A 23,928-nucleotide genomic window follows, 5' to 3' on the forward strand; every position below is an offset into this window, starting at 1 on the left:
TTAAATTTTTCCAGATAATTTCATTGCCTGAATAATAATTTTTCTAAATTTTGCAAGGGCCTTTATCAAGAGAAAATTGGAACCTAACATAAATTTGAAATGAGCAGCATTTCTTAAGTTATGGAACCAATTCAATTGGTTGTAAACTTCAATCCAGTATGAGTGATCATTCTAAAGCAATAATTTTAAGCAATTTTCAATGATTAGTGATTTAAAATTTTTCCGAATGTTCAGGTACTGCAGCACTTTGCTATTTTTTCTGTGTTCAGTAATCGTTCTGGGACAAAATTTTAATTCCAAAGTTGAGGCTGTTATCAACATAAATGATTCTAAACAGGATATTTTGGATATAGTAGGTTCAGCAAAAAACTTAACCGAAGCTAATTATAGTCTACGTTATGAACTTTCCGTAATTACCAATGAAACCCAAAATAATACCTCTAAAAATGCTCAAAGTGGGCGTTTTACCCTGGAACCATTTGAGACCGAAAATTTATCTCAGACTTCTGTTTCTGTAAATCCCGATAAAGAAACCATCATTCTTCTAATGATTCATGATGAAGATAATAAGCCTATAGGAATGAAAAGAGTTGTGTATAACAAGGCAGATAGAAATAATCAGGAAAATAAAATTTCCTATCAAAAGCCAAATGAAGGTATTAGATTAATAGGTATGGTTACTGAAAATACCAAAACAAAACCGGGAAGGGATTTCTATGATTTTTTCTATCAGCAATACAGCCTGGGATCAAACAAAGGAAATAAGATTATTCATATAGATGAAATGATTAGTTTTGGAAGGACAACCCGGATTATGGTGAAAATAGATGACAGGATTGTCTATCAGTTTTTTGCCCGGCCAAAACTGGATTATTTAAAAGAACAGGCCGATGAAGCTCTAAAACAGGTTAACAGATACTTTGAATATTTAAAGAACAGAAATGAGAACTTTGTTCAATATTAATCCTCAAAATTACTTCTAATGAAATTAACGCTACTACTTTTTATTTTTTTTGCAGGTTTTTCTATTAATGCACAGGATTTGGTTTACACGCCAAAGAATCCTGCTTTTGGTGGTAATCCTTATAACTCACAATGGCTGTTGGCATCTGCCCAGGCACAAAATTCTTTTGAAGATCCCAATGCTTCACAAAGGGAGCAGCTTTCAGAACTGGACCGTTTTACCGAAAGTCTTAATTCACAACTTCTGGGTCAGGTATCGCGAAGTGCCTTTACAAGAGAGTTTGGAGAAGATGGATTAACACCGGGAACATATTCCTTCGGAAGCCTGGCAGTAGATATTTATCCCTCTAATGAAGGTCTTGTAATTAATATTCTTGACACCGATACCGGAGAGCAGACACAAATTGTTGTTCCAAATTAACTGTTCCACCTACTATTTATGAAATTACTAAAGATAATTTGTTTAGTATCTGTAATAACTACTACAATATCCTGTGGTACTTATTTTAATCAGCCTGTTGATTTTACAGAAGCAAGGATTGGAGAAACTTCTCCCGTTACCAAAAGACTTAACACCCTGCCTCTTCCACAGGAACCGGTTGTTGTGGGGGTCTATAACTTCAGGGATCTTACAGGACAATATAAGCCTTCAGATGTTGGGAGCACTTTTAGTACAGCCGTTACACAGGGAGCAACTTCAATTTTGATAAAAGCCCTGGAAGACTCTAAATGGTTTACTCCTATTGAGCGTGAAAATATTGGAAACCTTCTGAATGAGCGCAATATCATCAGATCTACCAGGCAGGAATATCAGGGGTCAAATGAAAGTCAGCCCCAGGTGCCGCCATTGCTATACGCCGGGATATTATTAGAGGGAGGTATAGTTTCCTATGATACCAATATTATCACAGGCGGCATGGGTGCACGTTATTTTGGAGTTGGCGGAAGTACGCAATACAGGGAAGACAGGATTACAGTCTATCTACGAGCGATCTCTACCTCTAATGGGAAAATTTTAAAAAATGTCTATATCTCCAAAACCATTCTATCCCAGGCTTTGGATGCGAGCTTATATAAATATGTGAATTTTCAGCGTTTGCTGGAAGTTGAAGTTGGATTTACGCGGAATGAACCCGTGCAACTGGCTGTAAAGGAAGCTATAGAAAAAGCCGTTGAAGGTCTTATAATTGAGGGTGTGAAAGACAATTTATGGAACACAAAAGAAGGAGATGATGTAAAGGCAAAAATGATTGCCGACTATGAAGCTGAAAAAGAAGAGGCAGAAATGACCAAGTTATATGATCGCAAATTTGTGGAAAGAAAGTCAGGGAGTTCTTTTGGGGTAGGTATTGGAGGTACTTTAATGAGCGGTGATTATTCTGATGAAGAAGTGGGAGCAGCGCTTAATATTGATTTCACCACAAATTTTTCCCGATCGCTGTTTTTGAATATGAATCTGGGTGCTTTTGAGCTGAAGAATCAAAATGCCTTTTCCAGAAAATTAGCGGGTTTTGATTTAAATGCCGGTTATCTTGTTCTTCCAAATGATAACCTCTCTCCCTATATTTATGGAGGCCCCGGGATTATTCTGGGTCTGGACAACATCCCGGAAGATCAGGAAAATATACATCTTAAAGTTCAGTACGGCCTGGGATTAGAATATCTTTTAAATAATAACCTTGGGCTTAAAATCTTTGCACAGCATAACCTTTCTTTTGATGATGAGGTAGATTATATAATTAATGGGAAGAGAAACGACCAGTATTTTAATTTTGGATTGGGAGTTAATTTTTACCTGGGAGGATCAGGCAATAAAGGCACAAAGTAATATAACAAAAGGATGAAATTAGCAAAATATATACTTGGATTTATCTTGTTTGGAACACTGCTTTCCTGTAGTGAAGACACTATAGATTCCTATGGAAGCGGTATTATAACCGGGACTGTAGTGGAAGAGGGTGGCAATGAACCGGTTGAAAATGTAAGAATTTCAACCAACCCGGCCTCTTCTACAGTCTTTACTGATGAAAATGGAGAATTTATACTGGAGGATATTCCTGAAGGTGATTATTCTGTTGAAGCCCGTAAGGAAGGATTATTAACCCAATTTGAAGGCGTTACTGTTATGCCGGATAATACGGTGAATGTGATTTTTGAATTACTTGCTGAAACAGCAAACAATCGCGAACCTGATATTCCGCAGCCGCTTTCTCCTGAAGATAATGCTACGGGATTGGGAGTCAATGTAGAATTTGTATGGACTTCAGCCGATCCTGATGGTGATGATCTCACCTATGAACTGGAATTGCGCAACAGTGCCAATGAGGAAATTCGTACCTTTTCAAATATCAACGATACCACCTACACGGTTGAGGGATTAAATTACGGTTATAAATATTTCTGGCAGGTAAAAGTTTCTGATAGTATTAATACTGTGCTGGGGCCGGTTTATGCCTTTGAAACCTCCGGTCTTCCTGCTGGGCGATATCTTTATGTGAAGCAGGTGAATGGTAATAATGTGATCTTTTCTTCAAATGAAGAGGGAGATGAGGTACAGTTAACGTCTTCTTCATTGAATAGTTTCAGACCTAGAAAAAATAATGCCACCAATAAAATTGCTTTTCTTAGAACAATAGGTGGGCAAACACATGTTATGAGTATGAATCCCGATGGATCAAACCAATTCCAGATAACTTCAACAATTCCGGTAAGAGGTTATAACCTGGAAAAGACGGGATTCTCATGGGCTAATGATGGAGCATCTTTAGTTTATCCTAATTTTGAAAATTTATATAAAGTAAATGCTACCGGAGGAGGCACCGAAAGGATCTATAAAACTCAAAATGGCAATTTTATTACTGATGTGGAAGTGAGCAATGATGATAACACTATTGCTTTACTTACTAATGATGCCAACGGGTATAATAGTTCTATTTATACCATTGATGCTGATGGGAATCGTTTACAAACAGTCATTTCCGGGATGGATGGTGCCCTTGGTGGGATAGATCTTGCAGTAGATAAACAAACACTTTTGTTTACCCGCGATGTATCGGGATTTGAAAATGCGAATAACCGTCAACTCGATTCTAGAATTTTCCTTTATACATTTGCTACCGGTGAAATAAGAAACATAAGCGAAGACAAAGAAGATGGTACCAATGATCTGGATCCGCGATTTTCTCCTAATGAAGCTCAGGTTATTTTTGTAAATACTTCCAATGATGGGGTATCTCAAAATTCTATTTTAACTACAGATATCAATCCTGACGATGATGATTCTAATAACAGGACAGTATTAGTTGAGAATGCTATAATGCCGGATTGGGAGTAGGCAGCAAATAACGGATAATAAAAGCAAAAGCGGCAATTTAATCTTAAGTTGCCGCTTTTGCTTTTATTCCACTTCGGCAGCAAATTTTATCTCCTTATCTTTGAGCTTTTAAATTTTAATTAATGGGTCAGGAAAGCAGCAAAAGATATGCGCAACGCGGTGTATCGGCAGGAAAAGAAGATGTTCATAACGCTATTAAAAATGTTGATAAAGGGCTTTTTCCCAAAGCCTTTTGTAAAATAGTTCCTGATTATTTAACAGGAAATGATGAGTATTGCCTTTTAATGCATGCCGATGGTGCGGGCACAAAATCTTCCCTTGCTTATATGTATTGGAAAGAAACCGGTGATCTTTCGGTTTGGAAAGGTATTGCCCAGGATGCGCTCATCATGAATATTGACGATTTGTTGTGTGTGGGCGCTACCAGCAAAATTATGCTTTCTTCTACCATAGGCAGGAACAAAAACCTGGTTCCTGGTGAGGTGATTTCAGCAATTATAAATGGTACGGAAGAGCTTATTTCAGAATTGAAAAATTTTGGGATTGAAATTCATTCTACCGGGGGAGAAACAGCCGATGTTGGAGACCTGGTAAGGACAATAATTGTAGATTCCACCGTTACTGCCCGCATTAAGAAAAGTGAAGTAATAGATAATGCCAATATCAGACCGGGAAATGTGATTGTAGGTCTTTCCTCTTCCGGGCAGGCTTCTTATGAAAAGGAGTACAATGGCGGAATGGGGAGCAACGGCCTTACTTCAGCCAGGCACGATGTGTTTTCTAAAGTTTTGGCAGAAAAATATCCGGAAAGTTATGATAATGGGATTCCTGAAGAGCTCACTTATTCAGGCACAAAATCTTTAACCGATAAAATTACAGGCTCTCCTCTGGATGCAGGAAAGCTGGTGTTGTCACCCACACGTACTTATGCCCCGATCATTAAGAAAATACTTTCCCGCTTCAGCAATAAAGAAATTAACGGAATGATTCATTGCAGTGGGGGAGCGCAAACCAAAATCCTTCATTTTATAGAAAATCTTCATATTATTAAAGACAATATGTTTGAGGTGCCGCCCCTATTTAAGCTTATTCAGGAAGAAAGCAATACCGGGTGGAAAGAAATGTACCAGGTTTTTAATATGGGCCACCGTATGGAACTTTATGTAGATCCTTCTGTTGCCAACGAAATTATTTCCATATCTCAATCTTTTAATGTAGAAGCTAAAATTGTGGGAAAAGTAGAGGCTTCAGAAGGTAAAAAGCTAAGCATTAACAGTGAGTTTGGGAACTTTGTCTACTAATTCTTGAAAGAAATGAGGAGATAGCTGCAAAACCTTTATATTGTACAAAAAACAATTTGCCTCAATTGTTTTTGAACTTAACCTTACATGAAAGCTTATAAAACGCTACTGCTAGTATCAGTTATATTCTTAGTGGCTGTTAACTGTGCTGTAATTCTCTTTTTCGGAGAAGCAGTTGGGGCCCTTACCCGTTTTTTTTCCACTTTTTTGTTTTTTGTTTTTTTTCTGGTTCAGCATAAAAGGGTGTCGGATAAGAAAGTACTTGGGATTTTCTTTTTGCTGTTACTGTGTGATGCCCTTTTGTTTAACTATGAAAATGAGTATTTTAAGATGTTCATTTTTTTATCCAGGATACTCCTTTTCATTTTATTGGGATGGGTAATTTTCCCCAAAGTAAGAGCCTTGAAATCAAACTTATTTCAGAAAATAATCTTTATTGGTGCCGTTGGATTGAATATCTTTTTGCTGATTGAGTTGCTTAATATGATGTCGCCTGATAACAATTATCTTTTTTCAGATATTTTAATAGTGCTTTTTGGAATATTAGTCATTTTTGTTTCAACTTTGGGAATATCCTATAATAATCGTTATTCAAATAAATCGTCTTTCTATTTTGTTTTCATTATTATAAGCTTTGTTTTTTCAGATTTAGCCTATGTAATTGCTGCTTATTTAGAATTTAATGTTTTTTATCTGGCAGATGTTGTGGCCAACATTACAGGACTAACTGCATTGTTGAAATTTTTATATTATGAAAACAAGGAGGGAGACTTCAACAACCTTGAAGTGTAAGTTTTACAACATGTTCTGTTAATTGTGAGGGATCAAAAACTATTGGCGGCTATATAATTATATTTTTCAAGGTCAGTAGGACCTTTAATCAAATGGCTGTGCCTGTCTTTAATCAGGTAAAGATTATCGGCTAAATCTAAAACATGCCGGTATAGATGGTCGGTAAGGATAATTGTCTTTTGATGTTTTTCTTTCTGAAGGAGATCTGTTATTATTTCAATATAAAGAGGAGAAAGATGAGTAAAAGGTTCATCCAGTAAAATAATTTCTGAATAGCTGTTCATCACCAGGAAAATTTCAGTTAGCCTACGTTCACCACCCGAAAGTTTTCCAAATCTGACTTCTGAGTGTTTTTTAAATTCCGGGAAAGCTGAAATAAACATCTCCCATTCGGCTTCAAATAAAAGGAAGGCCTGCCTGATTTTTAGGTCTTTAGGAAAAAGGGGATGCTGTGGCAGATATTTTATTTTCTTAGAAGTATATAAGCGTTTCAGAAAAGGATTATTATTAATTTTTATGAGTTTGTTTTTTGGCTTAAGGCTTCCGAAGATAATCTTCAGTAAACTACTTTTTCCACAGCCGTTGGAGCCAAGTAATCCTGTAATTTGACCTTTTTCAGCCTTCAGATAAATTCCGCTAAGGATCTTTTTCCCGGAATAATTTAATTCCACATTATCAATTTCAAGCTTCATATAATAGAAATTATATATAAACAGGCGGCGGTTAAGATAAGATCATAAATGAATGCGATACCAAAAAGGCTTCTGTTTTTAAGGCCAAGGTTATAGTAGAAGATCAGCTTATCACTTTTTGACGGCCTCAGGTACCAGAAAATTACCAGGGTCGCTAAAAAAATTTTATAGATAATTATTACAGCCGGTACGATTTCAAGAAAAATCATTATCAAATTCAGGAGGAGCGAAGGAATTATATAGCCTTTATAAAAGATAAAAATAACTTTAAATTTCCTGAACATTTCTAATTATATGCTTAAAAATACGGTTTTATCATGGATAGTTTCCAATTTTACTTCTGAAATGTAAAACTGAGAAGAGTTTAGATACCTTGTTTTCAATCCTGAAATTTAATGTTTTTATCGTAAATTTGCTATCCTAAAATCAGAGGGGTTATATGATTGAGAAGCTTAACATAGTAAAGCAACGTTTTGATGAGGTGAATGATTTGATCATTCAGCCGGATGTGATTGCAGATCAGAAACGATATATAGAATTAAATAAGGAATATAAGGAACTAAGGGCTCTAATGGATGTTCGTGAAACTTATATGGAGCTTACTCAAAATATAAAAGAGGCGGAAGAAATTATTGCCGATGGCAGTGATCCGGAAATGAGCGAAATGGCAAAGCTCCAGATGGATGAAGCCAAAGAGGAACTTCCCGGCCTGGAAGAAAAGATTAGAATGATGCTGGTTCCAAAAGATCCTGAAGACGCTAAAAATGTGGTGATGGAAATTCGTGCAGGAACCGGCGGAGACGAAGCCAGTATCTTTGCGGGAGACCTCTATCGCATGTACACAAAGTATATAGAAAGCAAAGGCTGGAAGCACAATATTGTGGATTTTAGTGAAGGCACCAGTGGCGGATTTAAGGAAATGATTTTTGAAGTTTCCGGGGAAGATGTTTACGGGACTTTAAAATTTGAAGCCGGGGTACACCGGGTACAGCGGGTGCCGCAAACAGAAACTCAGGGCCGCGTGCATACCTCTGCAGCAACGGTAATGGTTTTGCCGGAAGCTGAAGAATTTGATGTGGAAATTGATCCTAAAGAGGTTCGTATAGATTATTTCTGTTCTTCAGGTCCTGGAGGCCAATCGGTAAACACCACCTATTCTGCGGTACGTTTAACCCACGAACCAACAGGTTTGGTGGCGCAATGTCAGGATCAGAAATCTCAGCATAAAAATAAGGAGAAAGCCTTTCGAGTATTACGTTCCAGATTATATGAAATGGAACTGGCGAAAAAAATGGAAGCAGACGCAGCTAAAAGAAATTCCATGGTTTCCAGTGGAGACCGTAGTGCCAAAATTCGTACTTACAATTATTCTCAGGGCAGGGTGACAGATCACAGGATAAACTTAACCCTTTATGATCTTTCAAATATTATTAACGGGGATATCCAAAAGATAGTGGACGAGCTTCAGCTGGTTGAAAATACCGAAAAACTTAAAGAGAATTCCGATATCTTTTAATTAGAAGTAAAATTAGGGAAGTACGAAGTTAGAATTTAGAAGTGGGAACGAGTGAAGTGAAAACGATATCTGTTGTCGGTTATGAGATTGGACTTTTATTAACAGACAACAAACAACAAACAACAAACAACAAACAACTGAAAAACTATGTCTACAGAAGAACTGATCAATCAAATTCATAAGAAGAAATCTTTTTTATGCATTGGGCTGGATGTAGATTTAGAAAAAATACCTACTTATCTGCTTTCTGAGGAGGATCCAATTTTCTCATTTAATAAGGCTGTTATTGATGCTACTCATCAATTTGCCGTAGCTTATAAACCTAATACAGCCTTTTATGAAGCCTGTGGAATTGATGGCTGGAAGGCCTTAATGAAAACGGTAGATTACCTGCACGATAATTATCCTGAAATTTATACCATAGCCGATGCCAAGCGTGGCGATATTGGTAATACTTCAAGAATGTATGCAAAAACATTCCTAAAAGATTTTGGTTTTGATTCGGTTACCGTGGCACCCTATATGGGAAAAGATTCTGTAGAACCATTCCTGGAGTTTCAGAACAGGCATACCATTTTACTGGCGCTAACTTCTAATGAAGGCGCTTTCGATTTTCAGACCAGAAAAATTGACGACTTAGAGATGTATAAACAGGTTCTTAAGATTTCAAAAACCTGGAAAAATGCCCAAAACCTAATGTATGTGGTAGGGGCGACAAAAGCTGAATATTTAAAGGAGATCAGAGATATTGTACCTGATAACTTTTTATTGGTTCCCGGTGTGGGGGCCCAGGGCGGTAAGTTGGAAGAGGTTTGTGAATATGGAATGAATAAAGATGTTGGATTGTTGGTAAATTCAGCCCGTAAAATAATTTATGCTTCAGATTCTTCAAATTTTGCTGAAATCGCCGGTGCCAAGGCAGAAGTTCTTCAAAAGCAAATGGCAGAACAGCTAAGGCAACTTTAAATTACTTTGATGGAAATTAAAGATCAGCTCGGCAGAAAACTTCAAATTCCTGACAGTCCGAAGCAGATCGTTTCCCTTGTCCCCAGTCAAACAGAATTACTGATAGACCTTGGACTGGAAAACAAAATAGCCGGAATCACTAAATTCTGTGTACATCCTGAAGATCTGCAGAAAAGGAAAAAAATTGTTGGCGGCACCAAATCTGTTCATTTTGAGAAAATTAAAGCTTTACAACCAGATCTTATTTTTTGCAATAAAGAAGAAAATACTGAAGAAATGGTGCTGGAGCTGGAAAAAATCTGTCCGGTGCATGTTTCCGATATTGTTAATTTAGAGGATGCCTTTCAGCTTATGCGTCAATATGGCGAAATCTTTGAACGTAAAAAGAAGGTAGAGGAAATAATTGCTGAGATCAGGGCAAAACAGAACCTGCTGGAAAATCAAATTCGGGGAAAGAAGAGGTTAAAGGTGGCGTATTTTATCTGGAAAAAACCCCTAATGGTGGCAGGAAAAGATACATTTATAAATAATCTGCTGGAATTGAACCAGTTTGAAAACATATATTCCGGACGTTATCCTGAAACGGATTTGCAGCAACTTCAGGAAAATGATCCTGACCTCATTTTTCTTTCTTCAGAACCTTTTCCTTTTAAAGAAAAACATAAAGAAATTTTTGAATCTCTACGGGCTGAGGTAATACTGGTGGATGGAGAATTCTTTAGCTGGTACGGCAGTCGTTTGCTAAAGGCGATGGATTATTTTAATCAACTTCAGGACCAGGCATCTATTTCCCGGTAATCCAGTCTTCTAAGTTCCCAGAGGATTTTTCTTGCCCGGGAATTTAATTTGTCACTTTTTTCTTTATCATAGAGAGCAGCCTTATATGCTCTTTGCATGAGTTTTTTGTATTTTTCGCAAAGTCGCTCTTCTTTTTGTTTTTTCTGAAAAATCTTAAACATAACTTTTAATAATATTTTCAATTACAAAGATAAATACCAGTCTGGGTAAGAAGTATTATTAATAGTTAACCTTCTGGTAATATTCTCCTGAATAAAGATTAGAATTGTTAATTCTATACGAATATCTTTGAGGGATCCAGATAATTAATCCTGTAAGGCAAATACTCTTTTAAGTAAGGCGGTGGTACGTGCAGATGCCTGTAGCCTTATTTGCTCTTCTTCTACTGCAATCATGGTATAAACACCATCCAGGGCTTGTTGCGTTACATAATCTGAGAGATCCGGATTTACCTTAGTAGTGAGGGGAATGTTGTTATATTTTTTAATAAGATTGTTCCAAATTTGGTTAGCACCAACTTTATCAAGTGAATTTTGGATAATAGGATTAAACCTGGAGTAAAGCTGGGATTCGGTATTATTCAGCAGGTATTGGGTTGCGGCATTATTGTCACCCAATAAAATATTTCGTGCATCTGTAAATGTGATTTCCTTCACAGTATTTACAAAAATTGGAGTTGCTTCCTGTACGGCATCTTCAGCAGCACGATTTAATACTTTTAAACCTTCATCGGCCAAAGACCCTAGCCCAACATCTCTTAAAGTTTTGTCTACTTTTTGGAGTTCAGGAGGCAGGCCAATTCGTACCAGTTCATTGCTGAAAAAACCGTTTTCTGCGGCCAGTTTGGTAACCTGTTTGTCTATTCCCAAATTTAAAGCCTGTCTCAGGCCTGAACTAATTTCAGAATTGGTCACACCATAGCCGCTTTGTGGAAGTTGGCTGGCAATATCCTGTAATTCGGCGCAGGAAGTTAATGTGAATATCAGGCATAGGGAGAGATACTTTTTCATTTTTGAATTTATTTAATCATAACTAATTAGGAATAACCAAAGCCTGACCTTTTTATCAAGCAAAAACCAGACATTGGTCAAATTTGATTTCGGGCTCAAGTTATTACCAGTCTTTTTAGCTCGCAAAAAATTAAGTAAAAATTATGGTCTTGTTATTATAGACCAGTGTTTTCCGCTCTACATGAAGTTTTATTCCTCTGGCTAACACTATTTTTTCCAGGTCCCTACCTTTTAAAATAAGATCCCTAATGGAATGGCTGTGGGAAATCCTGGTGATATCCTGTTCAATAATAGGTCCGGCATCAAGCTCTTCGGTAACATAGTGACAGGTGGCACCAATAATTTTGACTCCTCTTTTGTAGGCAGAATGATAAGGTTTTGCTCCTGCAAAAGCAGGAAGAAAAGAATGGTGAATATTTATAATCCGGTTTGGATAGTTTAAAATAAATTTTTCCGGAATAATCTGCATATACCTCGCCAAAATAACCAAATCAATTCCTTCCTTTTCTAAAAGCTCAAGCTGGGCTTTTTCTGCATCTTTTTTATTGTCACTGGTCACCGGAATATGATAAAAAGGAATTTCAAAATTATCTGCTACAGATTTCAAATCAGGATGATTACTGATGATCATGGGGATTTCCACAGGAAGTTCACCAGATTTGTACCTTCCCAGGATGTCGTAGAGGCAATGGTCATATTTAGAAACAAAAACTGCCATTTTTAATGGCTTACCTGCCGTATATATTTGCCAGGACATTTGATAAGGTGTCCCTACTTTCTCTTCAAAATTTTTCCTGAAAGAATCAATATCTATTTTATTGCTGAATTCACTTTCCATTCGCATAAAAAAGATCTTGTTCTCGGTGTCCACATACTGGTCTATATAGATTATATTACCTTTGCGGGCGTGGAAGAAAGTGGTGATTTTAGAGATAATACCCGAAGTGTCGGGACAATGAATTAACAGCGTAATTTTATACATTCTTGATTGTTTGCCTGCTAAAATTAAACATTTTGAGCCACTCCTCTAAACACGGAATAAAGATTGTATAATTGTTAATGAAGAAAGCTTTATTTTACAATTTTCGTAAATTGCAGCATCAAAAAATTGATATCATTATAAATGGAACAACAGCAACCATATACACCTAAAAATAAAATCAGAATAGTAACGGCGGCTTCTCTTTTTGATGGCCATGATGCGGCCATAAATATTATGCGCCGTATTATCCAATCCACCGGGGTGGAAGTGATCCATCTTGGCCATGACCGCAGTGTGGAAGAGGTGGTGAACTGTGCCATTCAGGAAGATGCAAATGCTATCGCAATGACTTCCTATCAGGGCGGTCATAACGAGTATTTTAAATACATGCATGATCTGTTAGAGGAGAAAAATGCCGGCCATATTAAAATTTTTGGCGGCGGCGGCGGTGTGATCCTTCCGGAGGAAATTAAAGAGTTGATGGATTACGGAATTGACCGTATTTATGCTCCAGATGATGGCCGCGAAATGGGTCTCCAGGGGATGATAAATGATATGGTTAAGAGAGTAGACCAGCCAACGCTTCCACTTCAGAATGAAAAAAATGTAGGAGATTCTTTAAAGAAAAAGGATGTAAATACTATTTCCAGGCTTATTTCACTTGCTGAAAATAAGCATGAAGAATTTGAAAAACATTTTTCCGCAACTCAAAAATCCGAAGAAATTAAAATCCCGGTATTGGGAATTACCGGAACGGGAGGTTCAGGGAAATCCAGCCTTGTTGATGAACTGGTGAGACGTTTTCTTGCCGATTTTCCCGAAAAAAATATAGGAATTGTTTCCGTAGATCCTTCCAAAAAGAAAACCGGAGGGGCATTGCTGGGAGATCGTATCAGGATGAATTCTATCAATAATGAGCGGGTTTATATGCGCTCTTTAGCTACAAGGCAATCTAATCTTGCCTTATCAAAGTATGTTGCTGAAGCGGTAGATATTCTTAAAACCGCTGCTTATGATCTTATAATTCTGGAAACTTCAGGGATTGGCCAGTCAGATACCGAAATTCTCGACCATTCCGATGTTTCACTTTACGTAATGACTCCCGAATTTGGTGCCGCCACTCAGCTGGAAAAAATTGATATGCTGGATTTTGCCGATTTGGTGGCGATCAATAAATTCGATAAAAGGGGCGCCCAGGATGCGCTTAGGGATGTAAAAAAACAATATCAGCGCAATCACGCACTGTGGCATGAAGATGCTGAAAAACTTCCGGTTTTTGGTACCATTGCTTCCCAGTTTAACGACCCGGGAATGAACACGCTCTACAAAAAAATAATGGATAAAATCGATGAGAAAACAGATTCAAAGCTGAATTCCACTTTCGAAATTTCCAGGGAAATGAGCGAGAAGATCTTTGTGATTCCGCCTAAACGAACGCGTTATCTTTCAGAAATTGCTGAAAATAACAGGAGTTATGATGAAAAAGCCAAATCCCAGGCTGAAATTGCGCAGAAACTTTACGGAATATATAAAACCCTGGAAAGTGTAACCGGAACAAAACTCAGCCTTGATAAATATGGAATTGAAGAAGAGGCTCTTGAAAGTTCGACTTCCGAAGAAAACAAAGAATTTGTCGGACTGCTGAAAAAGGAATTCGATCGTGTAAAAATGGATCTTGATCCTTACAACTGGGAAATGATCCTGGGTTGGGAGGAAAAGGTGAATAAATACCGGCAGCCTATATATTCTTTTAAAGTTCGGGACAAAGAAATTAAAATTGAAACACATACTGAATCACTATCCCACACCCAGATTCCACGGGTGGCGTTGCCTAAATATGAAGCATGGGGTGATATTTTAAAATGGTGCCTTCAGGAAAATGTTCCCGGGGAATTTCCATATACCGCCGGGCTCTATCCATTTAAAAGACAGGGCGAGGATCCCACCAGGATGTTTGCCGGAGAAGGCGGGCCGGAGCGTACTAACCGCAGATTTCATTATGTAAGTCTGGGATTGCCGGCAAAAAGGCTTTCAACTGCGTTTGACTCGGTTACCCTTTACGGGAACGATCCAGATCACCGCCCAGATATCTACGGGAAAATCGGGAATGCGGGTGTATCTATTTGTTGTCTTGATGACGCAAAAAAATTATATTCCGGTTTTGACCTTGCAGATCCTTTAACATCAGTAAGTATGACTATTAACGGTCCTGCTCCAATGTTACTGGGTTTCTTTATGAATGCGGCAATAGATCAGCAATGTGAGAAATATATAAAGGAAAACGGACTTGAAGATAAAGTAGAGGCGAAGCTGAAAGAGCTTTATGATGATAATGGAATTGACAGGCCATCTTATAAAGGTGATCTTCCCGAGGGTAATAATGGTCTTGGATTGATGTTGCTAGGTTTAACCGGTGACCAGATTTTACCTTCAGATATTTATGAAGAAATAAGACAAAAAACCTTAAGTTCTGTAAGAGGAACAGTGCAGGCAGATATTCTGAAGGAAGACCAGGCACAGAATACCTGTATTTTTTCCACGGAATTTGCGCTGAGGTTAATGGGAGACGTACAACAATATTTTATTGAAGAAAAGGTGCGGAATTTTTATTCGGTTTCTATTTCTGGTTATCATATTGCTGAAGCAGGGGCAAACCCAATTACGCAATTAGCTTTTACCCTTGCCAATGGATTTACATATGTGGAATACTACCTAAGCCGCGGAATGGACATTAACAAATTCGGTCCCAACCTGTCTTTCTTCTTTTCTAACGGAATAGATCCTGAATATGCAGTAATTGGGCGTGTAGCCAGGAAAATCTGGTCTAAGGCATTAAAGCATAAATATGAGGCGAACCCACGGGCGCAAATGCTGAAGTATCATATTCAAACTTCCGGCCGCTCACTGCATGCACAGGAAATAGATTTTAATGATATACGGACAACCCTGCAGGCGCTTTATGCAATTTATGACAACTGTAATTCTTTGCACACCAATGCTTACGATGAAGCAATTACCACACCTACTGAGGCTTCAGTAAGAAGGGCGATGGCCATTCAGCTGATTATTAATAAGGAACTTGGGCTTGCTAAAAATGAAAATCCTATTCAGGGTTCCTTCATTATTGAAGAATTAACAGATTTGGTTGAGGAAGCTGTACTTACCGAATTCGACAGGATTACCGAAAGGGGAGGAGTGCTTGGTGCAATGGAAACCATGTATCAGCGCGGTAAAATTCAGGAGGAAAGCCTTTATTATGAAACCCTGAAGCATAATGGTGATTTTCCTATTATTGGGGTGAATACTTTCTTAAGTTCAACCGGTTCTCCAACAGTAACGCCGGGAGAAGTAATCCGCGCTACTGAAGAGGAAAAACAGCATCAGATTAAAACCCTTACCACCCTGCATAAAGCCAAAGGTAATGGAGCAGATAATGCTTTGGCTGAGTTAAAAGATGCCGCCGTAAAAAATGAAAATCTCTTTGCGGTACTGATGCGTGCAACTAAAGTTTGTTCATTAGGACAAATTACTAATGCTTTGTTTGAAGTAGGAGGGCAATACAGGAGGAATATGTAAAGCAGGAAAACCTTCAAATATCGCGCATGTTTTTAAATGAATTATAGCCTTTCGGGAATGAAATCGGGAGGCTTTTTTATAATGTATTTTTTAGAAAAGAAAGTGATCTGAAGATTATGCAATTCAAACTTAACTTCTATTTTTGCAGCTTGAAATTTTGAAAATTTGTTGTACCTCAAAAGGTAATAAAATGGAAAATATCTGGTTGTATGCCATAGGAGCTTTTACCGCTTTTTTTGCGATTAATAATCCAGTTGGTAATATGCCTATCTTTTTAAGCCTCACCAAACAAGCCGATGTTAAAAGGAAAAGGTATATTTCCAAGAAGGCTACTTTTACCGCTTTTGTTATTGTTACCGGTTTTATAGTGTTGGGAAAATATATTTTTCAGCTGTTTGGACTCACCATTCCTGCCTTTAAAATTACCGGTGGGATTTTGGTGTTCTTTGTAGGATTCGAAATGATTCGTGCGCAGCAATCCAGTATTGATAACCAGACAGAAATTGACTTTAATGAGGGGATTTCCATATCTCCGCTGGCCATTCCAATTCTGGCAGGTCCGGGTACAATTGTAACAGCAATGAACTATACTACAACTGCCAGTTATCTTGATATGCTGGTAATAATTTTAATGTTTGGCCTTATTATGCTGCTAAACCACCTGGCTTTTATTTCAAGCGATTACCTGGTAAGGTTAATAGGCCAGAATAAAATTGTGGTGATAGAAAAAATAATGGGACTCATAATTGCGATTATTGGCACCAACATGCTAATTGAAGGCATTCACATAGCCTTTTTTGAGCCCGTACAGCTTACGAACTTTTCTGCGGAATAGATGGATAATTAATAATAATATCCTGGAATTAATTACAGCTTTAGCATCCAGTGGCGTTGAAGTTTTCTGAACTTTCTAAGTTCAATTTTCAATAGTTGAAGAAACTCCCTTCCGTTGCTGTTAGAAAGCTCCAGCCGTTCACAATTCTTATAAAGCAGGTTTACCATGCGCTCCAAAGAAGCAATGTGAGGGTGCCGCTCTTCAGAAAATGTCTTGCTCTCTGCTTTTAAAATTTCAGGAGCGAGTGAGACGGATTGCTGCACAATATCTCCACAAAAATAAATATGCGGATCTTCTTTGCCATTCTTTTGCAGGTTTGAAAGGTCCTGCACCAGATACTGGGAAATCCGTCGGGAAAGCCTTAGTATGTCTGTAGCCTTCTTATAAATGGCTGAATTCGAAGTGTTTTCCTGAGATGGAGACATTGCACAATAATTTTTAATGATAAAATTCTTCTCCAAATTTAATTACAAGAAAATCTTTATTGATATTGATTTTAAAGCAAAAAGTATGATTTGCTTTAAAATTGCTAAATTTAGCACTTAAAGCCTTTAAAATGAAAGTCGATAAAATTAACTGGGAAATACTTTCCTATCTCCAGGCCAATGCCCGGTTATCAAACGCTGAAATTGGAAGAAAAGTTGGTATAAGTTCTCCGGCAGTATCCGAAAGAATAAAAAAAATGGAAGATGCCGGGGTTATTCAGGGATATCATACCGAAATTTCATACCGGCAGGCAGGACATCAGTTAAAAGCAATTATCACCCTTCGGGCTTTTATGGGCAGACTTAAAGCTTTCCTGGAAAAGGTGAAAGAATTTAAAGAAGTAATTAATTGTTACCGCATTACAGGCAATGAGAATATTATTATGGAAGTGGTGCTTCATGACCAGGCACATCTTGAAGCTTTTATAGATAAAATGATTACATATGGAGAGACCAAAACACATATAGTTCTCTCCAATGTAATTGAAGACGCTCCTGTACCACGGCCCTGGCTGGCCATTAAGTAATTATTTTCTTCCGCTTACCAGATACATTAAAGAGCCGCCAGCTGCATGATATTGTTCCCGTTGCAGTGCTCCCATTATATGCTCGTCCTGCGACTGATATTTTTCCTGGTATTCAAAATAAAAAGGCATATATTCCTCTCCGGCAGCATTGAAAAAATCAATATCTTTCTGGGTTTCAGATTTCCAGGAGCTTCCATTAATCCATTGTTTTACCGTTGCCACCTGTTCCTCATTATCGTAAGGTGGGTACATGGCTATTGCTTTATCTGAAAGCCTTACCTCAATTTCTCTCAGTTCTTCTGTAGCAAACATACCGGGCAGTAAATCACCCAGCGAATTATCTCCCCGGCCCAGTTTCCGCTTTCCTTTTTCAATAATAAGCCGGTATTTAATATGATCCAGGGTTTCTTCTATAGAATCATTTTTAGAGATGCTATTTTTTACAAGGCTCTGTACAATGTTATTTGGTTCTACACATAAAAGGAGGCCGTTATCTGTCAATATCCTTTTCATTTCCTTGATAGCTTTCTCCGGCTCTGGAAGATGGATAAGTACAGTCTGGCAGGTCACAAATTCAAAACTGTTATCAGGGAAAGGTAAATTTTGGGCATCTCCTGCCATAAGAGTAAAATTTTGCTCTACACTTTGAAAATACTGTTGAAGTTCAGTATTCCCGAGGTGCCATTTCCTGTCATTATCTACCGCTGTAATTTCTGCTTTTTCTTTAAGATAGGGGGCCAGTATCCTGGTCCAGTGGCCCTTGCCGCAGCCCACATCTAACATGCTTCCAACATTATTAAGCTGAAGCCTTTCTGCAGTAAGGTCCAGAAATGGTTTGTTCCACCAGAAATTTCTGTAATCTCCAAAGAATTCTTCAGAATGCCCCTTATTTGTAGTGTGTTTCTTCAATGGATTAAATTTAGTGTAAAGATAATTTAATTGCCAAGCCTATCAATAGAAGCCATCAGGTTCGGTTTTAACATTTTGAGGTTTATTGCGTTTTTTCCGTTAAATAACTGGTAATTGTACTTTTTTTTGGAATAGTTAAAGCTTCTCTGAATTATCTTTATCAAAAAAAGAAGCGCTATGAAAAAGAAATTACTTTATCTGATAATCGCCATAATAACGGGAATTATCGGATTTTCCGGAATTAGCTTTGCAGGTATTGCTGTAGTAAGAATAGCATTTTTAATTTTCGCTGATTTATTAATCATTAGTTTGTTGGCAACAGTGTTCTTCTCAGAGCAATCCAAACAAAATTTAAAACTGAAAAAAGTCAGGAGTAAATAGAAAACCTGTTTTATAAAAAAAGATTACTAGAAAAAGCTTTTACTTCAGGGTAGAAGCTTTTTTTTATATTTACTGTAAAGTGCGATTTTATGAAAAATGGTATATGGTTAATAATTTCCTTTTTGTTGCTATTCAATGGAATGGCAGGAGCACAGGAAATGCGTATTCTTAAAGGAAGAGTAACTGATTCTATTCCCGTTCAGGATAGCCTCTCTGGTACTTATGCATTATACATACCGCAATCAATAGATGCCGGTGAGGTAAATCCGGTGATTTTTGTTTATGACCCTAAGGGTAGAGGTGCTTTGGCAGCCGGATTATTCCGTACGGTTGCTGAAGAACAATCTTATATAATAGCGGCATCCAACTCCCGTTATGATGAGGATTCGTTACAGGTGAATCTTACTAAAGCACTAAAACTGGTTGGAAGTGTTCTCCGGCTAATTCCTGTAGATACAAATTTGATGTACACCGCGGGCCTTAATGAAGGGGCACAGGTTGCTTCAGCAATACCCATGGTTTATGATGAGGTAGACGGTGCCCTGGCTGTAGGAGATGCTGTTGTTAATCCCGAATATCTTGAAAAAGGCAACAAATTTATCTTTAGCGCTTTGGTAAGTGAAGAAGATTTTCAGAAAGGTCAACTGGAAAGTTTTGCAGACGTTTTTGAAAATGAGGATTTTCCTGTTGAACTCGGTTATTATAATGGAGATGCAGAGGAGTGGCCAGATGAAGGGCTTATTTCTAATGCAGTAAGCGGATTTACATTAAATGCTATAGCTAAAGGAAAACGTCCGGCCAACCCTGAACTTATTGAGAGAATGTTTAATAGTGAACTGGATTTTGCAGAAAGGCTTCGGCGAACCAGAAATTATTTTGCTTCTTATAAAAAGCTGGAGCAGCTGGAAGAGAAATATGAGGAATATGAGAAGTTTGAAGATATATTAAAGAATAAAAAAAGGGACTTGCGAAGAACACGTGCCTTCCGCAGGCAAAGAAGAGAGGTGCGAAATCTTGAAGAAGAGGAACAGCTTCACAGGAGTGACTACATTTATTTCCTTGAAAACGATCTGGCCACTGCCAATTTCGAAAACGTGGGATGGTGGGCTTATCAAATTGATGAACTGCGAAGAATACAGGAGGAAGGAAGTTTGGCAGAAGTGCAAATGGCACATCGCCTTGAAGGATTTTTACAAAATATAATCGGGCAGCGTTACCAGGTAATTGCAGTCAGTAATTTAAACATTGATACTAAAATCTTTACCAGTGTTCTGAGGACTGTGGTAGATAAACAAAATCCTGAGGCTTATTTAAAAATTATTGAACTGGCAGGACATGACGGAGATTATGATACTGCTTTGCTTTACCTTGAAGACCTGTTGAAAACCGGTTTTGATGATATGGAAGCTTTATACAACATCCCGGGAATACTGGATTTGAAATTGAGCCCCGAGTATAATCAGCTTATTCAAAAGTATCTAGGGAGCTCTAAATATTATCAGGCTGAAGTGGAAGAGGGTTAAGGAATTTTTTTCAGGATTAACTTTTAGGAGTATAAAATGCGGTTTTTTTCTACTTCATATTTTATAGCTATTTAATTTTCCGCTGAATAAAAATCTGCCTGCTGTTATTGCTGATTTACATTAATGGATATACAAATCCCTCAGAAAAAATTAAAAGCTGGAGTTTTCAGGGTAGATAATACCGGGATTGTTGAAGCTTATATCGTAAGAAATCAGGAGGGGAGTGCCTTTATGGTGAAACCACCTACTCCGGTGGACGGTATAAAGAACTAAGGATACCGGAGGGTGATTCCAAAATTTTAAATTTTAATAAAGCATATAATCCTTACTGTGCTTGTAGCTGTAAATATTCCTGCCCATACCTCCTGCAGAGAATAACCTGGATGTAGAAGTATTTGCCGGTCTAAAATCATATACAAATAATTTGCTAAAACGCATAAATTGCGGCAAGTACAAAAGATGAAAGGTTATCATTAGCGTTTAGATCTCGATCTACAAATACATCTTCAGAAATACTGTCCAGCCTGAATTCCGGCTTTATAATAAGGTTTCCAACGGTGTAACTTCCGGTAAGGGTAAAATCCAGTGCCCTAAAATCTTCACCGTATACCAGGCCATCATCAATAATACCATCATCATTATCCAGCTCTTTAAAATACTCAGCTCTTAAACCTATAGCGAAATTTTCAGAAGTCTGAAACTGAGGATAAATTGCCGCTCCGTAGAATCCTAATCCGTCAGTATCCTGATAGGTGGCGTTAAGTCCCAAATAAAAGACATCGCTTAAATCCCAACCGGTAGTAAGATCTATCTGGAAAGTGGCTTCATCGGAAACATAGGACTGCTCGCCATAAAGCAAATTCAGGTAAGCGCTGCCCATGCCATTGGAATATCCAAGCTGCCCACCAAAGGAATATTTCCCGTAAGGATTAAATTCTGTAAAGTCGGTTGGGTTCATAATGGCCAGCATCCCCGTCCAGTTATCATCAAAATTGAAATCGGCTTTTAGCCCGGTATGGGAGAAGGGACCATAGGAGAACATGTAGGAAGTGGAATAATTAAAATTTGCAGCGGGAGAGATTACCTCATACCCTAAATAGGTATTCCAGTTACCAAGCGTAAAAGTTAGTGCATCGTTAACCTTATAATATACATAAAGCTGATTTACAATATTACTGGAATTATCTGAAAGGAAAACAGCGTCTTCCCCGCGAGGCCCGTAAACCAGGTCTGCCACAAAACCTACTTTTTCGCCTTCGTACCCAAGAATGATATTTGCCATTCCTATGGCAAAACCGGGATTATCTGCAAAAGAGGAAGCTGGTGCCTGTGGAAAAATATCAGGAATATCATCCCCATCATCAAGATATACCTGTTTGTTTAATCCGTTAAAATTAGTCCGGAAATAGGTGTCAACGCTACCACTAAGCAGCCAGTTAGATGTTTCTTCATCTTCCTGGGCAAAAGTCTGAAAACCTGTGAAACCTGCTACTGTAAAAAGTAGAAATTTCATTATTTTTGAAGTTGTAATTATTTTCATAATGAGATTGATTAAATATGTGATTTAAATGTTAGTAGTATGACCAATTGATCGGGTGTTAATCAATTGATGAAGTTTTGAAATGGTTACAACGGAGCGTTCTGCCAAACGCTCCGTTATTTTTTAATTTTGCTAGTGCTGTTTTATTCCAAAATCCGGATAAGCATCCATGCCATGTTCATGAATATCAAGACCTTCTGTCTCATCCCTTTTAGAAACTCTTATTCCTATAGTTACTTTTAGCACATAGAAAATGATAAAGGAACTTACCACACAAATAGCGGCATAGCACCCAACACCAATTAGCTGAGTTATGAACTGATCAAAGCCTGCAAGGTTTCCAAAGATTCCAACGGCAAGAGTTCCCCAAATCCCGCAGATAAGATGAACAGCTACTGCTCCTACAGGATCATCCAGTTTCATTTTGTCAATTAATGCTACCCCGAGTACTATAATTACTCCGGCAATAGTTCCAATCAGGATCGCATCGGTAGGGCTCATTTGATCAGCACCTGCCGTAATCCCAACCAATCCACCAAGAATACCGTTCAGGAACATGGTAATATCATAGTTCTTATAAAGAGCAGATGAGAAGATAAAGGAAGCTACTCCACCTGCGGCAGCTGCCAGGCATGTAGTAACCAGGGTTAATGAAGTAAGTTCCGGATCTGCAGATAAGACTGATCCCCCGTTAAACCCGAACCATCCCAGCCAAAGGATTAAAACTCCTGTAGTAGCAAAAGGCATACTATGGCCGGGAAATGCCCCTATTTTTCCATCTTTAAATTTTCCAATTCTTGCACCTAAAAGCCAGATAGCCACAATAGCTGCCCATCCTCCTACAGAGTGTACAAGTGTTGATCCTGCAAAGTCATAAAAGCCCATTTCATCAAGGAATCCGCCTCCCCACTTCCATGATCCTGCAATTGGATAAACAAGGCCTACGTATAGCACCACAAAGATCATAAAGGCGTTAATCTTAATTCTCTCGGCAACAGCACCGGATACAATTGTCGCTGCAGTTGCAGCAAACATTCCCTGGAACAGAAAATCTGTCCAGTAGGTGTAGCCTTCACTATATGCAAGGTCCAGAGATCCGTCAGTTAAAGGACTGTTTAGGCCAAAACCTGCAAATCCTAAGAAGCCATTAAATTCACCGGGATACATCAGGTTGAATCCAAGCAGGCAATAAAGTAAAAGTCCAACAGTGATAATAAAAATATTTTTAAAAAGAATGTTGATCGTATTCTTTTGCCTGGTAAGCCCTATTTCCAGGAGCGCGAATCCCAGGTGCATGAAAAATACCAGTCCGGTACAGATCATCATCCAAACGTTATTAACTGTTAATAATCCTTCCATAATTTCTTCTTAATTAATTAGTTGTATTATTTAAATTTTGATCTTATTCTATTTAAGAGAGTCTTCCCCGTTTTCTTTAGTTCTTATGCGGTAAGCCTCATCTATAGGGGAAACAAATATTTTTCCGTCTCCCACATCTCCTGTATATGCAGTACTGCAAATGGTTTCAACTGCTTTTTCTACAATGGAATCCATTACAACAATAGATAAAAACCGGCGCTGAATATCGGCGGTGCTGTAAGAAACGCCACGGTAGACATGGCCCTGCTTTTCATTGCCCACCCCTGTGACATCCCAGTAACTAAAAAAAGTAACCCCTATATCATGAAGAGCTTTCTTTGTTTCGTCAAATTCTGATTTTCTAATAATGGCTTCAATTTTTTTCATAATTTCTCATTAAAACTTTAACCAAATTTATAAAAATATCTCACCTGCACAC

General features: G+C 38.0%; 25 protein-coding genes. 16 read left to right on the forward strand and 9 right to left on the reverse strand.

All coding sequences use genetic code 11. The annotated features are described in order from the left end of the window. Positions 1 to 226 precede the first annotated feature (226 nt). From RM539_RS16215 to RM539_RS16240, 6 genes are all read left to right on the forward strand, one after another. Positions 227 to 964, forward strand: coding sequence for a CsgE family curli-type amyloid fiber assembly protein (locus RM539_RS16215; protein ID WP_311504465.1), 738 nt, complete (start codon positions 227 to 229; stop codon positions 962 to 964). Positions 965 to 982: 18 nt separating this feature from the next. Further along, a complete protein-coding gene (locus tag RM539_RS16220; protein ID WP_311504466.1) occupies positions 983 to 1,384 on the forward strand; it encodes a curli production assembly/transport component CsgF in 402 nt (133 codons plus the stop codon). An 18-nt stretch (positions 1,385 to 1,402) separates the two neighbouring features. Next, positions 1,403 to 2,791 (forward strand): CsgG/HfaB family protein, encoded by a 1,389-nt coding sequence (locus RM539_RS16225; RefSeq protein WP_311504467.1) that lies wholly within the window; start codon positions 1,403 to 1,405, stop codon positions 2,789 to 2,791. Between the two features lie 12 nt (positions 2,792 to 2,803). After that, complete coding sequence (locus tag RM539_RS16230) at positions 2,804 to 4,297, forward strand: carboxypeptidase regulatory-like domain-containing protein (protein WP_311504468.1); 1,494 nt, start codon at positions 2,804 to 2,806, stop codon at positions 4,295 to 4,297. Between the two features lie 122 nt (positions 4,298 to 4,419). Then, a complete protein-coding gene (locus tag RM539_RS16235) occupies positions 4,420 to 5,598 on the forward strand; it encodes an AIR synthase related protein (protein ID WP_311504469.1) in 1,179 nt (392 codons plus the stop codon). A 402-nt stretch (positions 5,599 to 6,000) separates the two neighbouring features. Then, positions 6,001 to 6,390: a hypothetical protein gene (locus RM539_RS16240; protein WP_311504470.1), complete on the forward strand. Its 390-nt coding sequence runs from the start codon at positions 6,001 to 6,003 to the stop codon at positions 6,388 to 6,390. Between the two features lie 32 nt (positions 6,391 to 6,422). Here the strand turns inward: RM539_RS16240 and RM539_RS16245 are convergent, their stop codons facing one another. Beyond that, the gene (locus RM539_RS16245) at positions 6,423 to 7,082 is read right to left on the reverse strand and encodes an ATP-binding cassette domain-containing protein (RefSeq protein ID WP_311504471.1); all 660 of its coding nucleotides are present in this window, start codon (positions 7,080 to 7,082) and stop codon (positions 6,423 to 6,425) included. A gap of 439 nt (positions 7,083 to 7,521) precedes the next feature. On the opposite strand from RM539_RS16245, the gene prfA reads away from it, so the two are divergent. The 3 genes from prfA (at position 7,522) to RM539_RS16260 (ending at position 10,362) form a co-directional block, all read left to right on the forward strand. Continuing rightward, a complete protein-coding gene (prfA, locus tag RM539_RS16250) occupies positions 7,522 to 8,598 on the forward strand; it encodes a peptide chain release factor 1 (protein WP_311504472.1) in 1,077 nt (358 codons plus the stop codon). 147 nt (positions 8,599 to 8,745) lie between these two features. Next, a complete protein-coding gene (gene pyrF, locus RM539_RS16255) occupies positions 8,746 to 9,564 on the forward strand; it encodes an orotidine-5'-phosphate decarboxylase (protein WP_311504473.1) in 819 nt (272 codons plus the stop codon). Positions 9,565 to 9,573: 9 nt separating this feature from the next. Further along, complete coding sequence (locus RM539_RS16260; RefSeq protein ID WP_311504474.1) at positions 9,574 to 10,362, forward strand: ABC transporter substrate-binding protein; 789 nt, start codon at positions 9,574 to 9,576, stop codon at positions 10,360 to 10,362. On the opposite strand, the gene RM539_RS16265 is transcribed toward RM539_RS16260, so the two are convergent. The 3 genes from RM539_RS16265 to purU form a co-directional block, all read right to left on the reverse strand. Beyond that, complete coding sequence (locus tag RM539_RS16265) at positions 10,335 to 10,523, reverse strand: Lacal_2735 family protein (RefSeq protein WP_311504475.1); 189 nt, start codon at positions 10,521 to 10,523, stop codon at positions 10,335 to 10,337. The two genes, RM539_RS16260 and RM539_RS16265, sit on opposite strands and share 28 nt — an antisense overlap. 144 nt (positions 10,524 to 10,667) lie before the next feature. Next, positions 10,668 to 11,372 (reverse strand): DUF4197 domain-containing protein, encoded by a 705-nt coding sequence (locus tag RM539_RS16270; protein ID WP_311504476.1) that lies wholly within the window; start codon positions 11,370 to 11,372, stop codon positions 10,668 to 10,670. A gap of 130 nt (positions 11,373 to 11,502) precedes the next feature. Next, positions 11,503 to 12,354: a formyltetrahydrofolate deformylase gene (gene purU, locus RM539_RS16275; protein WP_311504477.1), complete on the reverse strand. Its 852-nt coding sequence runs from the start codon at positions 12,352 to 12,354 to the stop codon at positions 11,503 to 11,505. 141 nt (positions 12,355 to 12,495) lie between these two features. Between purU and RM539_RS16280 the strand changes: the two genes are divergently transcribed. Both RM539_RS16280 and RM539_RS16285 read left to right on the forward strand, forming a co-directional pair. Next, positions 12,496 to 15,930 carry a methylmalonyl-CoA mutase family protein gene (locus RM539_RS16280; protein ID WP_311504478.1) on the forward strand — a complete coding sequence of 1,145 codons (3,435 nt, stop codon included), beginning with the start codon at positions 12,496 to 12,498 and terminating at the stop codon, positions 15,928 to 15,930. Positions 15,931 to 16,120: 190 nt separating this feature from the next. Continuing rightward, positions 16,121 to 16,765 (forward strand): MarC family protein, encoded by a 645-nt coding sequence (locus tag RM539_RS16285; RefSeq protein ID WP_311504479.1) that lies wholly within the window; start codon positions 16,121 to 16,123, stop codon positions 16,763 to 16,765. 32 nt (positions 16,766 to 16,797) lie between these two features. On the opposite strand, the gene RM539_RS16290 is transcribed toward RM539_RS16285, so the two are convergent. Then, positions 16,798 to 17,190 (reverse strand): hypothetical protein, encoded by a 393-nt coding sequence (locus RM539_RS16290; RefSeq protein WP_311504480.1) that lies wholly within the window; start codon positions 17,188 to 17,190, stop codon positions 16,798 to 16,800. 131 nt (positions 17,191 to 17,321) lie between these two features. On the opposite strand from RM539_RS16290, the gene RM539_RS16295 reads away from it, so the two are divergent. Beyond that, complete coding sequence (locus tag RM539_RS16295) at positions 17,322 to 17,777, forward strand: Lrp/AsnC family transcriptional regulator (RefSeq protein ID WP_311504481.1); 456 nt, start codon at positions 17,322 to 17,324, stop codon at positions 17,775 to 17,777. Here the strand turns inward: RM539_RS16295 and RM539_RS16300 are convergent, their stop codons facing one another. Continuing rightward, the gene (locus tag RM539_RS16300; RefSeq protein ID WP_311504482.1) at positions 17,778 to 18,686 is read right to left on the reverse strand and encodes a class I SAM-dependent methyltransferase; all 909 of its coding nucleotides are present in this window, start codon (positions 18,684 to 18,686) and stop codon (positions 17,778 to 17,780) included. It abuts the gene before it with no gap. 177 nt (positions 18,687 to 18,863) lie between these two features. Here RM539_RS16300 and RM539_RS16305 point away from each other — a divergent pair, with 177 nt between their 5' ends. The 4 genes from RM539_RS16305 (at position 18,864) to RM539_RS16320 (ending at position 20,979) form a co-directional block, all read left to right on the forward strand. After that, positions 18,864 to 19,067 carry a DUF1328 domain-containing protein gene (locus RM539_RS16305; protein ID WP_311504483.1) on the forward strand — a complete coding sequence of 68 codons (204 nt, stop codon included), beginning with the start codon at positions 18,864 to 18,866 and terminating at the stop codon, positions 19,065 to 19,067. Between the two features lie 89 nt (positions 19,068 to 19,156). Continuing rightward, positions 19,157 to 20,590: a hypothetical protein gene (locus tag RM539_RS16310; protein WP_311504484.1), complete on the forward strand. Its 1,434-nt coding sequence runs from the start codon at positions 19,157 to 19,159 to the stop codon at positions 20,588 to 20,590. Positions 20,591 to 20,713: 123 nt separating this feature from the next. Then, entirely contained in the window at positions 20,714 to 20,863 is a 150-nt protein-coding gene (locus RM539_RS16315) for a hypothetical protein (RefSeq protein WP_311504485.1), read from the forward strand. A gap of 2 nt (positions 20,864 to 20,865) precedes the next feature. After that, positions 20,866 to 20,979, forward strand: a complete 114-nt coding sequence (locus RM539_RS16320; RefSeq protein ID WP_311504528.1) for a DUF1684 domain-containing protein — start codon at positions 20,866 to 20,868, stop codon at positions 20,977 to 20,979. 38 nt (positions 20,980 to 21,017) lie between these two features. On the opposite strand, the gene RM539_RS16325 is transcribed toward RM539_RS16320, so the two are convergent. The 3 genes from RM539_RS16325 to RM539_RS16335 all read right to left on the reverse strand — a co-directional run bounded on the left by RM539_RS16325 (position 21,018) and on the right by RM539_RS16335 (position 23,876). Further along, complete coding sequence (locus tag RM539_RS16325) at positions 21,018 to 22,130, reverse strand: porin (protein WP_311504486.1); 1,113 nt, start codon at positions 22,128 to 22,130, stop codon at positions 21,018 to 21,020. Positions 22,131 to 22,262: 132 nt separating this feature from the next. Continuing rightward, a complete protein-coding gene (locus RM539_RS16330) occupies positions 22,263 to 23,489 on the reverse strand; it encodes an ammonium transporter (protein WP_311504487.1) in 1,227 nt (408 codons plus the stop codon). 48 nt (positions 23,490 to 23,537) lie between these two features. Continuing rightward, positions 23,538 to 23,876, reverse strand: a complete 339-nt coding sequence (locus tag RM539_RS16335; RefSeq protein WP_311504488.1) for a P-II family nitrogen regulator — start codon at positions 23,874 to 23,876, stop codon at positions 23,538 to 23,540. Positions 23,877 to 23,928 lie beyond the last annotated feature (52 nt).

Origin of the sequence: Autumnicola musiva, from assembly GCF_031846585.1 — a bacterium.
Taxonomy (GTDB): Bacteria; Bacteroidota; Bacteroidia; order Flavobacteriales; family Flavobacteriaceae; genus Autumnicola; species Autumnicola musiva.